At 56.9% G+C, this 11,876-nt stretch carries 12 protein-coding genes and 3 pseudogenes; 5 read left to right on the top strand and 10 right to left on the bottom strand.

The window, feature by feature from the left end:
• Positions 1 to 37 precede the first annotated feature (37 nt).
• The 5 genes from BOP93_RS17815 (at position 38) to BOP93_RS17795 (ending at position 4,401) form a co-directional block, all read left to right on the top strand.
• Complete coding sequence (locus BOP93_RS17815; protein WP_104503794.1) at positions 38 to 1,492, top strand: MFS transporter; 1,455 nt, start codon at positions 38 to 40, stop codon at positions 1,490 to 1,492.
• A 100-nt stretch (positions 1,493 to 1,592) separates the two neighbouring features.
• Positions 1,593 to 2,324 carry a BPL-N domain-containing protein gene (locus tag BOP93_RS17810; RefSeq protein WP_104503791.1) on the top strand — a complete coding sequence of 244 codons (732 nt, stop codon included), beginning with the start codon at positions 1,593 to 1,595 and terminating at the stop codon, positions 2,322 to 2,324.
• Positions 2,325 to 2,408: 84 nt separating this feature from the next.
• The gene (locus tag BOP93_RS17805; protein WP_104503789.1) at positions 2,409 to 3,122 is read left to right on the top strand and encodes a hypothetical protein; all 714 of its coding nucleotides are present in this window, start codon (positions 2,409 to 2,411) and stop codon (positions 3,120 to 3,122) included.
• A gap of 55 nt (positions 3,123 to 3,177) precedes the next feature.
• On the top strand, positions 3,178 to 4,038 hold the full coding sequence (locus BOP93_RS17800) for an HNH endonuclease (protein ID WP_237140369.1): 861 nt from the start codon (positions 3,178 to 3,180) through the stop codon (positions 4,036 to 4,038).
• A gap of 129 nt (positions 4,039 to 4,167) precedes the next feature.
• Complete coding sequence (locus BOP93_RS17795; RefSeq protein WP_104503787.1) at positions 4,168 to 4,401, top strand: hypothetical protein; 234 nt, start codon at positions 4,168 to 4,170, stop codon at positions 4,399 to 4,401.
• 59 nt (positions 4,402 to 4,460) lie between these two features.
• On the opposite strand, the gene BOP93_RS17790 is transcribed toward BOP93_RS17795, so the two are convergent.
• The 10 genes and pseudogenes from BOP93_RS17790 to BOP93_RS28285 form a co-directional block, all read right to left on the bottom strand.
• Positions 4,461 to 5,183: a hypothetical protein gene (locus BOP93_RS17790; protein ID WP_104503784.1), complete on the bottom strand. Its 723-nt coding sequence runs from the start codon at positions 5,181 to 5,183 to the stop codon at positions 4,461 to 4,463.
• 132 nt (positions 5,184 to 5,315) lie between these two features.
• Positions 5,316 to 5,639 carry a hypothetical protein gene (locus BOP93_RS17785; RefSeq protein WP_104503781.1) on the bottom strand — a complete coding sequence of 108 codons (324 nt, stop codon included), beginning with the start codon at positions 5,637 to 5,639 and terminating at the stop codon, positions 5,316 to 5,318.
• Positions 5,640 to 5,799: 160 nt separating this feature from the next.
• A complete protein-coding gene (locus BOP93_RS17780; protein WP_104503778.1) occupies positions 5,800 to 6,768 on the bottom strand; it encodes a tetratricopeptide repeat protein in 969 nt (322 codons plus the stop codon).
• Between the two features lie 157 nt (positions 6,769 to 6,925).
• Positions 6,926 to 7,621, bottom strand: coding sequence for a DUF1963 domain-containing protein (locus BOP93_RS17775; protein ID WP_104503775.1), 696 nt, complete (start codon positions 7,619 to 7,621; stop codon positions 6,926 to 6,928).
• Positions 7,622 to 7,651: 30 nt separating this feature from the next.
• Positions 7,652 to 7,903 (bottom strand): hypothetical protein, encoded by a 252-nt coding sequence (locus tag BOP93_RS28305; protein ID WP_430758784.1) that lies wholly within the window; start codon positions 7,901 to 7,903, stop codon positions 7,652 to 7,654.
• Between the two features lie 94 nt (positions 7,904 to 7,997).
• Positions 7,998 to 8,520 (bottom strand): annotated as a pseudogene (locus BOP93_RS28300) (methyl-accepting chemotaxis protein); the annotation flags it as partial.
• Between the two features lie 54 nt (positions 8,521 to 8,574).
• A pseudogene (locus BOP93_RS28295) lies at positions 8,575 to 8,685 on the bottom strand (hypothetical protein); the annotation flags it as partial.
• A 905-nt stretch (positions 8,686 to 9,590) separates the two neighbouring features.
• A complete protein-coding gene (locus BOP93_RS17765) occupies positions 9,591 to 9,833 on the bottom strand; it encodes a hypothetical protein (RefSeq protein WP_083208009.1) in 243 nt (80 codons plus the stop codon).
• A gap of 253 nt (positions 9,834 to 10,086) precedes the next feature.
• Positions 10,087 to 10,950, bottom strand: coding sequence for a methyl-accepting chemotaxis protein (locus BOP93_RS28290; protein WP_370636043.1), 864 nt, complete (start codon positions 10,948 to 10,950; stop codon positions 10,087 to 10,089).
• A gap of 3 nt (positions 10,951 to 10,953) precedes the next feature.
• Positions 10,954 to 11,142 (bottom strand): annotated as a pseudogene (locus BOP93_RS28285) (HAMP domain-containing protein); the annotation flags it as partial.
• Positions 11,143 to 11,876: the final 734 nt, after the last annotated feature.

The following is an 11,876-nucleotide window of genomic DNA, read 5'->3' as shown; positions in this document are numbered from 1 at the left end:
CATAACTGACGAGGCACTGCACATGACGGATGTGACAATGACCCAACCACACTCAAATACCCCTGGCGCGCTGTTCGAAACCGACCTGCCCGCACGCCTGGACCGATTGCCCTGGGGCCGCTTCCATACCTTGCTGGTGTTTGCCCTGGGTATTACCTGGCTGCTCGACGGCCTGGAAGTGACCCTGGCCGGTTCGGTGTCCGGCGCGCTGAAGAGCAGCACGGGCCTGAACTTCAGCAACGTCGACATCGGCCTTGCCGGTGGCGTCTACATCGCCGGCGCAGTGCTGGGTGCGCTGCTGTTCGGTTGGCTCACTGACCGCCTGGGCCGGCGCAAACTGTTCTTCATTACCCTGTGGCTCTATGTGGGCGCCACCGCCGCCACGGCATTTTCCTTTAACCTGGAAAGCTTTCTGCTGTTCCGCTTCCTCACCGGCATGGGCATCGGCGGCGAATACACGGCGATCAACTCGACCATCCAGGAATTCACCCCGGCGCGTTATCGCGGCTGGGTCGACCTGACCATCAACGGCACCTTCTGGCTGGGCGCCGCCCTCGGTGCCGGCGGCGCCATTGTGCTGCTTGACCCGCAGATCGTCGGCGGCGACCTCGGCTGGCGCCTGTGCTTCGGCATCGGTGCCGCGTTGGGCCTGCTCATCCTGGTGATGCGCCTGTGGTTGCCGGAAAGCCCGCGCTGGTTGCTGATCCACGGCCAGCACGCCGAAGCACAGCGCATCGTCGACGGCATCGAAGCGCGCCTGCGCGAACAGGGCCATGCGCTGGCACCCGTCACCAGCCCGCCGCTGCGCCTGCACGCCCGCGACCACACGCCATTGGCGGAGATCTTCCACACCCTGTTCGTCAGCTTCCGCCGCCGCGCCCTGGTCGGTATGACCCTGCTCACTGCCCAGGCATTCTTCTACAACGCGATCTTTTTCACCTACGCGCTGGTGCTCACCGACTTCTACCAGGTGCCCGCCGAGCGTGTCGGCTGGTACGTGCTGCCGCTCGCCCTCGGCAACTTCTGCGGGCCGCTACTGCTCGGGCGGCTGTTCGACGTGATCGGCCGGCGCGTGATGATCAGCTTTACCTACGCCACCTCCGGCGTGTTGCTGGCGCTCAGCGGCTACGCCTTCCAGCAAGGCTGGTTCGACGTGACCGAGCAAGCCATCGCGTGGATGGTGATTTTCTTCTTCGCCTCGGCAGCGGCAAGTTCGGCGTACCTGACCGTGGCGGAAACCTTTCCCCTGGAGATACGCGCGCTGGCGATTGCGGTGTTTTACGCGTTCGGCACGGGGCTGGGCGGGATCATCGGGCCGACGTTGTTTGGCGAATTGATCCAGACGCAGCAGCGTAGCAGCCTGTTGATCGGCTACCTGATCGGCGCGGCGCTGATGCTCATTGCCGCGGTGGTGCAGGCTATTTGGGGCGTGGCGGCTGAACGCAAGGCCCTGGAGCAGGTGGCGCGACCGTTGTCGCAGGCGGCTGGGTGAGGGGCATTTCAATGGCGGTTGCTTACAACTGTTAACGGTTTCCAAGGGCTGTTCGATTTAGGCTTGGGTACGTGAACCCATCCGCAAAGAGCGTACCCCCATGAACCTGCACATCATCGCCGCCACGTTTCTGGTTTTCGCCGCCGCTCAGGCGCAGGCCGCCACGCCGATCACCCATGTGGCCATCTACCGGGGCCCGGCAGGCTGTGCCGACTGTTCACAAAACGTCAAAGCGGCGCTGCTGCGCCTGGACCCGCATTACCAGATCGATTTTGTCGGCGCCGATGAACCGGTCGACATCACCCCGCAAACCCTTGCGCGCTACGACCTCTACGTGCAACCGGGGGGCGGCCAGGACATCCCGGCCGCGCTGGACAGCCTGGGCGACGCGCGCGCCGATGCCATCCGCGATTACGTCGCCGGGGGCGGGCGCTACCTGGGGTTGTGCATGGGCGCTTACCTGGCCGATGACAACAACCTCGGCTTGATTACCCAGGACCTCGACAGCGAAGCAGGCCGGCCAGGCTTTGAAGTGAGCGGCATCGAAGACGCCGCCGTGCGCGTCACCTGGGACGGCAAGCCGGATACAGTGTTCTACCAGGATGGCCCGTACTTCCCCAAGGCCACCTCGGCCTCTGCCTATACCACCCTGGCGACCTACGAGAACGGCGACGTGGCGGCCGCGCGTTACACCTATAAAAAGGGCGTGGTGGTGCTCAGCGGTCCCCATCCGGAAGCCGGGCAGGCGTGGTTCGAGGACGCCGACATCCCACTGGACAAAATGCCGCGTGGGGACCTGTTCGGCACGCTGATACGCAGCGTGCAAGAGTAAGGCTTGCGCACCGGAGCGGGGCCTAAAGATCGAGCCCTTCGCGTCGATACCCTTCATGAACCCGCCAATCATGGACCGATTGAAATGGCCCTCTCCGTCAGCGCTGCCCATATAGCCCCTTCCAACGCGCGTCTTGCGCCTTCCGAGCAGAACCTCACGCCTCAGGCACCGCCCGAGGCCGCCAGGCAAGCCTTGGCAAGCGCCGGTCCGGCGGCCGTCTACCATCCCAGCGAAGCCGCCCAAACCCTGCGCGAACCCCTGCAGGTGATCGACACCTGGGTCGGCCGATCCGAATCGCCTGAGTTTCCTCGCTTTGCCGAGCGTTTCAATGGTGCACAAGCCGTGCTGAAAAGCGCCTTCACCACGTTCGAATCAGCCTTGGCCAGCACCGCGCCCGACCTGGCCGGAACCGATTATGGCTTTACCGTCGAGGCCGATGGCCGCCTGAAAGTGCTCGACAAGGCCGGTCAGCTAGGCGAAGCGAACATCAAACGCCTCACCGTTCTGCTCAACGGCTCCGCTGAGCTGAAAACCGCCGCCGTGGCCTACCGCGACGCCACCATCGACATGATGGACGCCAGCTCGCCCTGGTCTGGCAGCGTCATGGGCTACTACAGTGTGACCAACGAAAACTTCGCCAAATCCATCGACCTGGCGCCGATGCTCAGAACCTATGATCCGTCGGATCTGACGGACATCAAGGACCGGTTTTTGATGACCCAGTTGGCGTACAAGGGGGAGCGGGCGACGGAGGAGACGGAGAGGGCGATGTATGAGCGGCGTGGGTGGCAGGCGTGATCACGTTGCATTCTGATGTATCGATGGTCATTCAATAATCTAATTAGGAGGAGCAGTGGAGCGACGTCTTGCGAAAAATATCTCTATTCTTTTGTCCGCTGCCGCAGGAGACGGGGAAAGTAGATACAACCTTGAGCGCTCTCACGCCCCGGGTAAGTTGAGTGACTTTCACCAGTGGGCGGATGGCAAGCCGTGTGAAGGCGCCTTTCTGTTCATGGATCAACTAAGCGTTGGGATATGGGTGTTACTTATAGATTGGCGAGAAGATGGGAACTTCTACGTCGTTATTTTCCCTCATTCCAGATCGGGCCCGGTCGCAGAGATACATCGAGTTGAGGGCCAAGGTGATGAGATGACCTTCCGCTGGAAGTATTCGCCCAGGAAAAGAGACGATAAAAATGATGAGCGCAAGCGTTACTTCATCGAATCCTTCCTATCTGATGTCGTAGACATTTCTGTCCCGGCAGCACCGAATGAAGTTGATGATTTTCTCAGCGAACTTTTCGCCTTGGCGCATAGCCGACAAAAAGCCGACGCTCTGGATCCGGATAAGCCCGGCACACGTGACGGTTTCGTTGAAGGAAAGATGAAGCAGAAACTGCATTTTTTCAGAGAACGAAATGGGGAACTCGTTCGCCAAGCAAAGCGACTGGCGTTGAGCAAATATGGGCGCCTGATATGCGAGTGCTGCGGTATGGATTTTCAGAAAATTTACGGAGAAGTGGGTGTTGGCTTTATTGAGGCGCATCACACAAAACCCGTCAGCTCGCTGCACAAGGACGGTGAAAAAACGCATCTCGAGGATTTAGCCCTGGTGTGTGCCAACTGTCATAGGATGCTCCACCGACGCAGGCCCTGGCTGGAAAGACATGAGCTGAAGCAACTGATGGATGAGAGCCATACGCTGCCAGCTTGATGTTTAAGCGGGGGAGGGTATTTACCCACTTTCGGCGCAAAGCAGCCCCTTTCTTTGTCAGCTGGTCTACCATGCCCACCACGGCAGTGGTCCTATGCGCTACCGTTCATTTTTCTTAAAGGTACCGCCATGTCCATCGACCAAATCTCCCTGCCCAAAGGCGTAGGCCCGTACGCCGCCAAACTCCTCGACGCCATCACCGGCGCTGCCACCCACGAACAACTCAACCGAGCCGGCGGCAAGGCCGAAGGGTTTGTGTTGGGCCTGGAGTCCACCAAGGCCATCAAAAGCCAGATCGCCGAGTCGTTGTACGTGGCTTACGATGATGCGGCGAGCAATCGTGCCGGCGAGTTGAAGGGCTGAAGGTGCGTTGGTCCCTGATGCCGGTTTTTCCGCAACCAGGGCCCAACTCAGGGAAACACTCAGGTTGGTTGCCGGTCCTTGCAGTCCACGGCCAGTTCGGTAAGGGCGATCATGCGCTCGTAGCGCACAATAATGAATTGGGCGTAGCAGCACATGACGAAGAAAAAGGTATTGGTCGCCGCTATCGCCAATAACCACTCCGTACGCTCGGCGATGCCGACCCTGACCAACATATCGTTCAGGTTGGAAAGGGCGACGATGAGCGCCAACAAGCCCGGGAGAATACCGACTTTCTCCAGCGCGCCCGCCACCATATGCGTGCGCTTTTCCAGGCTGTCGCGCTCGCTTTTCAGTTCCAGCGCACCCAGTTTCAGCGTCTCGCGCGAGAGGGTTGCCAGTTCCGGTAAATAACGGGCCTCCACCTGCATCAGGGTTTTGACGTTCAATTCCAGCAAATTGGCGAAGGGCGCGGTGAACACTTTTTTCAGCGAGTCGCGGTACAGCAACACCCCCAGCAACGGGTAGAAAAACATCGCCAGGTAAGATACCGCAATCAGTCCCGCACTTACGTTGTACAGCCAGTAGGCTTGAGTCCATTTGCCAATAATGGTCAGCGGTATGGCCAGAATCGATGGCCCGACCAGGGCAAACCAGAAGTAGGCCCTGTCAAGCCGGGCATCTTTGCCCGCCCGACTTTGCTGGCGTTTGCTGCGCAGCGCTTGTTTGTAGGATCGTTCGATCTCGGCGTTGATCTGCAGGTATTTTTCGATTTCCGTGGTCACTGGCTTTCCTTCATGCCTGCTGGGGGATATGCGTTTGCGCCCCTCTACGCTTAAGTAAATCTATAATAAAAGGCCCATTCCTCTCTCTCACAGTACTCTGGAAACAGTATTGGCCTGTCGTTGATTAATTCTTTATAACGTGCCTTTTTCAGTTTTTTTATTGAATTTCCATGTTATATATTTTATTAAAATCCCGCCAAAAATTTTCTGCCATGTGTTCTTGAATTCAGCGTGAATTTTCAGTTCAGTACTACACTTTAGAATTTCCTCAAGTTTTTCGTAGTGATATACGCATTTCAATCGAACTAATTTTTTGGGTTCGATTTCGGTTTTTTCAAGGTCGAAATCCTGCAGAAGTACTGAGTGAGTTTCGCCGCACTCACAGGTAAACTGCATGGGGCTTCCCAGATTCTCAAGTAGATAAAGATGCAGAAGGGTCTTTTTTTTGTCGGTCATATTGTGCTCAGTTGATATGTGGGTGATTGCATTGTGTTACGGGTTAGTCTGGGTTATTAAATAAATCTGTTCGGTTTTTGCTGTTGCTAAGAATATTTGCACTTATTTTGCTAGATCAGGGCAGAGTATCGATTTTTAGTATCGTCTAAACTCAGGTTCACTAGCCTTCCAATGTCCGAAGCTTTTCCTCGAAGTAGCGGATTTGTGCAAAGTCTTCGGGGTCGACCTGTCTGAGTATTTGCAGCGCTTTTGTATAGGCCTCGCGCGCTTTGGCGGTGTCACCTTCAGCCTCGTAGACTCTTGCCAGGTTGAAGTAGCGCAAAATCACTTTGGGGTGGTTCTCTCCGAACGTTGCGCGGTCACTGTTCAGCGCCTTGGTCAGGTAGGTTAGCGCTTTGTCGTACTGGCCCAGGCCGCGATAGGCGTCGCCGAGGTTGTTCCAACGGATGGCGACCGTCGGATGCCGGGGCCCGTGCAGGGCCATGTCGATGTCCAGTGCCTGCTGAAAAAGCGGCAGTGCGGCCTGGTGGTTGCCCTGGAGGTTATAGGCATTGCCCAGGTTGTTCAGTGACACGGCGACCGAAGCGTCGTGGTCTCCCACTATTCGCTTTCTCAGCGCGAGATTTTTGCGCAGGTTTTCGAAGGCCTCTTCATATCGGCCCAATTTGCTCTGAGCGGTACCGATGTTGTTATAGGTATCGGCAATCAGCAGGTCATCTGCGCTCAGAACCGCGAGGCGCATTTTCAAGGCTTTTTCATAGTAGCCCAGGGCAATGTCCAGATTGCGTTGTCGTTCGTGCAAATAACCGAGGTTGTTCCAGTAGGTCGCCTGTTGTGCGATGGATACCTGGCCATTCTGTTTAGCCGCCTCCAGTGCCTGGGTAACCAGGCGGATCGCGGTGCGGTCATCACCGAGCGCGGAGACTGCCAACGCCTTGATATTCAACACCTCGGGGTTGGCCGGATCGGTTTGAAGCACGCGATCCGCTTCCTCAATCGTCGCCCGGTATTGTTGCGCTTCGAAGAGGCTTACCGCTTTGTCGCTCGCTGCCACTGTGGCGGCTTCGGCGCAACACATCATGACGAGCAGTGACCACGGTAATAGAGCTTTCAGTCCATGAAGGTGCATGAGGGGCCTTTCAACGATCCGTTATTTGCAGTGATGCTAAGGCGCTCATGGTTTACAGACAAATTTAAATGTCTGGTTTGGAACGGCGCAGCTGCATTTGGGGAAATTGGCTCAGCTTCATGCGTGTGCGGGGACTGCGCTTGCGCCTCTTCAAGCCTCAGTAAAAATCATAATAAAACGCCCATTCCCCAGTCTCAACGTGCTTCCAGAACATCAGGCTCCCATTGTCGACCACATTCAAATTGATCTTCGCATCCGACGAAATCTGGAAGACAAACTCAAAGCCTTCGCCCGGATCCACCCCTGACTGGCAAAACGACGGATAGCCGCCAATTTTGTGTTCGTAGGTGTGAGTGACCAGGTCGTAGTAGCTCTGCAGTTCGCCTACGCGTTGCAGCTCGAGTATCGCCTGCTCAACATCAGCCGGTACGCCGCCGCCATCCCACAGCGGAAAATCTTCCGGCACGACCTGGGCGTTCAGCGCGAAGGCTTTGAGAAACGTACCCTCCACCGGCAGCACCTTGCGCACCAACATATCCTGTGGCCCGTATTCGCGGATCACCCAATTGTCGCCCATGGGCTCAAAGGGTTCGGGAAATGGATTTGAAATAAATACCGTCAGCACACGCACTCCCGTCAGTAACGGGCTGATGAAGGGCAGGGCGGGCAGGTAGAACTGGGCATAGGGCAGCAACGGCTGCCCTGCCTGATTGACCGGCACGCCTTCATCGGGACGGAACAGGAAGACGTTGCCTAGCCAGCTTTCTTCGTCAGTACCGAGAGGGCGGAAGCCCCCGGCGGTGAGTTTAAGTGTGGGGCGGGCCAGGTGGTGTTTGATTTGTTGGAGGTCCATGGGGGAGGCGTCCTTGCTATCAGGTATTAGCTAGGCACTCAGGCGTGCCGTCACTTCATTCAACTGTCCAGACAACCCGTGAAGGTTGTGGCTTGCCGCTTCGGTGCGCTGCACATTGTCCAGGTTGGTACTGGCAATCGAGGTGATTTCGGTGAGGTTGCGCGAGATGTCTTCGGCCACAGAGGTTTGCTCTTCGGCGGCGGTAGCAATCTGACGGTTCATGTCGCGAATGGCTTCCACCGCATGGGTGATGCGCTCCAGCATGACACCGGCCTGATTCACTTGCGCGACACTTTCTTCACTGCGCGTCTGGCCGCTTTCAATCGCCTTGGCCGCGTCTTCCGCGCCGGTTTGCACGGTCTATTGATCTCGATGATCGATGTCGCCGTACGCTGAGCCAGGCTGCGCACCTCGTCTGCGACTACCGCAAAACCGCGTCCTGCGTCACCTGCACGGGCTGCTTCGATCGCCGCGTTCAGTGCCAGCAAGTTAGTCTGCTCGGCGATGCCGCGAATGACCTCCAGCACCTTGCTGATGCGGCCACTGTCGGTTTCCAGGCGACGGATCACGGTGGCGGTGTTGACGATCTCGCCACGCATCTGGGTGATGGTGTGAATGGTGTTGCTCATGACTTTTTCGCCCTGCTGCGCGGACTGGTCGGCATCATCGGCCGCCAGTGCGGCATCGGCCGCATGACGTGCCACTTCCTGGGCGGTGGCGGACATTTCGTTCATCGCCGTCGCCACTTGGTCAGTACGGTTGAACTGCTCGTTGGTGCCGCTGGCGATGAGGCCGGCGATGGCGCTCAACTCGCCACTGGCGCTGTCCAGGTCATTGGCGCTGCGCTGCAGGCGGCTGAAGGTTTCGGCGAGAAAGTCGCGCAGGGTGTTGGCGGCCATGGCCAGTTTGCCTAACTCGTCTTTACGGGCACTGGCCACGCGTTCGGCAAATTTGCCTCGGCTCAACTGCTCCACGTAGTCGATCAGCTTGCGGATGGGGTCAACCAGATTGCGGTTGATCAACCAAAGGCTCAACAGGCCGATCAACAGCCCCGAGGCGAGCATCACGGTAGTCCCCACCATCACCGTGCGATCGGCTGCTGCGCTGATCAGCGCCGATTGCTCGGTGCCTTGCTGACGCAGTTCGCTGACCAGTTCGCTCATCTGATCGCTGGTGGCGCGGTCCACACCTTTGACGGCGGCGTCGCCTGCGGTCGGGTCCGCCCCGGCGGCGATATAGGCATCGCGACCTTTTTGGTAGGCGCTGCCCAACTGACGGTGTTCGTCACGCAGGCGTTCGATGCGGGTCTTGAGTTGGCCGTCCAGGCCCTTCTGGCTGGCCAGCTCGCCGAGGATCCCCTGTACGTCGCGCTGACGGTCTTCGAATTGCTTCCAGTATTTATCCAGGTCCGCCGGCTGCTTGCCCCGTAGCAATACGTTTTTCCACTCCTGAACCTGCACCTTGAACTGCAAGTTGGCCTCATCGATCAATTGCGAAGTATGCAGCGGACCTTCGATCAGGTTGGCGTAGTTTTGCACGCCGTTGGACAGAAAATGAAAGCAGGCCAAGGCAATCAGCAATATCGCCAGCAGACTGGCGCTCAGCAGCGTGAGGATTTGAGCTCTCAGGGATTTTTGCAGCATGGGTTGATACTCATGACAGGTTTGAGGGTGCGCCGGGTTGGGCGTGAAAAAGACGTCCGAACTTCCCTGTCTGCGGTCGAGGTTGGCGGCTGTGGGCGCGCAAGCTGTTAGCCTTGTCATCAGCGTGGTAGAGCGGTTCTTGAGGGTAGTTCGACCGGCGGCGTTAGGAATTTTTGTTGTGTTTCCCCTGGAGATATTCTGTTGTTTGGAGTGGAGATGAAGGGCGGCTTTCGGCGTAGCGAGGTCCCAATGTCGTTACCGAAAGACGCCTTTCGACACAAAGCGGACGTCGAGGGCGAGCTTCTGAGAATGCTCGCTAAGACGATTTACGCGGCAAAAGTAAGCACTCTTGCCTCTTGAGTATCCGCTATGAACGCATTGACTTGCTCTTGCGGATGCGGGGAAAGTTCTGGGTATTCATCTGCAAGGTATTCGATGACCGTATCTTCTTCCCAAGGGCCGAGCGAAGTCATGTAATCAGGGTACTGATTTTGAATTTCTCTCCATGATTGGTAAGGATGCTTGGAGAGCAACATGATTGTTCGGGTGTAGATAATATGAATCTGCACGAATCTATTTCCGTATGTTGACGTCTGGGACACCGCCAGACGAGTTTATATCCTTTTCAAGATTGCCTTCCTGTTGGCAGCTTCTCCCTGAATAACGTGGTGGGCTGGACGTCCGCTTCTGGCCGATAGTTGCCTATCGCGGCAGGCTCAAAACGGCCAATTGCTGCCGCATAAATGGTCGCCGGTTGAATTACGCGAGGCGGGATAGCCGCCCACCAGCAAGCTTTCCAGCTTCGCTACTAACAAGGAAACTTTATATGCGGAAGCGACCTACCAGCGCGTTAAGGTCCAATGCCAAGCGCGATAATTCATGGCTCGCAGAATTGGTTTGCATCGCTCCTGCTGCTGACTGCGCTGAGAGATCACGGATGGCTATAAGGTTACGATCAACTTCGCGCGCCACCTGAGCCTGCTCCTCTGCTGCGCTGGCGATCACCAGGTTCCGCTCGTTGATCTCACCGATTGCAGAGAAGATTTCCTCCAGCACGTTACCGCTGGCTTGGGTGATAGTGAGGTTGTCTTGAGCCTTGGCCGTACTTGAACGCATGACATCGGCAGCCTGCTCGGCGTTGCTTTGCACCATGTCGATCATCTGCTCAATTTCACGAGTCGATGCCTGAGTACGATGAGCCAGCGTGCGGACTTCATCGGCTACGACCGCGAAGCCACGCCCTGCCTCGCCGGCACGTGCGGCCTCGATGGCTGCGTTCAGGGCCAGCAGATTGGTCTGTTCGGAGATTGAGCGGATTACATCCAGTACTGTGCTAATGTTTTGCACCTCACTGGCTAGGTTCTGGATACGTCTAGCACTGTCTTGGATCTCCGACGCCATCAACTTTGTTCCTTGGATATTCTCCCGCACTTGCGCTCGGCTCTTCTGGGAGAGATTGTCGGAAGCGGAGGCAGCTTGTGAGGTGGATGTAGCGTTACGCGCTACCTCTTCGACCGCGCTGGTCATCTCGGTTACTGCAGTTGCCGCCTGCTCTAGCTGCTGGTCCTGCTGCTGCAGGCCGCGGTTGCTTTCTTCTGTTACTACATTTAGTTCTTCGGCAGCGGAAGCCAACTGCGTGGCAGAACTGGCGATCAGGCTGAGCGTCTCGCGTTGACTAACCTGCATCTGCTGTAGTTCGGTAAACAACTCGCCAATCTCGTTACGTCCAGGAACCATAACCGGCTGAGTCAAATCTCCACCGGCAATGCGTCGGAAGTGTACGCCTGCCTCACGCAGTGGGCGTAAAACGCTGCTGGAGATAAAGCCCCAACACAGCAAAGCCAACGCCAAGGTCACTACGGCTAGAGTGATCGCCATAGTCTGCGAGACTTTAAGACGATCAGCCGACTCTGCCATTATCTGTTTGCTACGGGTATCTAGCTCATCAACCAATTTGACGCGTACAGCTTGTAGTTTGGTCATGCCTTTGCCCGCGGCAATATTCACCTGAAAGTAATCCTTCGCCGACTGTGCACGTGTAGCTGCCCGCTGGCCGACGACGGCGTCGCCGTACTCGGTAAACGCAGCCTTAAGCTCACGGACATAGCCTTTTAGGGTCGGTTCGGTGATGTCGGCGGTGGAGGCCTCAATCTTGGCAATGGCCTCCTTCCAGATAGCCTCACTTAGAATCAGGCGGGCCTCGGCATCCTGCTGACGCCCGGCCATGATTTCTATAAAGGCCGAGGACACGTTGGCACTAGTGCGAATTGCTAACAGCAAGGAGTTGTTGATTCCATCAATCTGACTCGTCGCCCGATCCAATTCGCTGATCTGATCGTGGCTGCGCTCGGATGAATGCCAGTTGTTAACCACCGAAAACAACAACGTCAAAACGAACGTGAACAGTACAACGACCATTCCAGTGCGGACTTTGAGATTGGGAAACATCGCGCTAGCTCCAAGGAAAAGCCCAGAGAGGGCTCTAATGCTTAAGTATCTGACGTATATAGAAAAGCTATAGGCCATGGAATCGCATTTTGGGCGATTAGCGGACAGTAATTTTTATGTCTTTGGTCTGAGGTGAAAGGCTACAGGCCGAGAGCGGGTCAAAT

Source organism: Pseudomonas orientalis, from assembly GCF_002934065.1.
GTDB lineage: Bacteria > Pseudomonadota > Gammaproteobacteria > Pseudomonadales > Pseudomonadaceae > Aquipseudomonas > Aquipseudomonas orientalis_A.
This window is presented reverse-complemented; position numbering and strand designations above follow the sequence as displayed.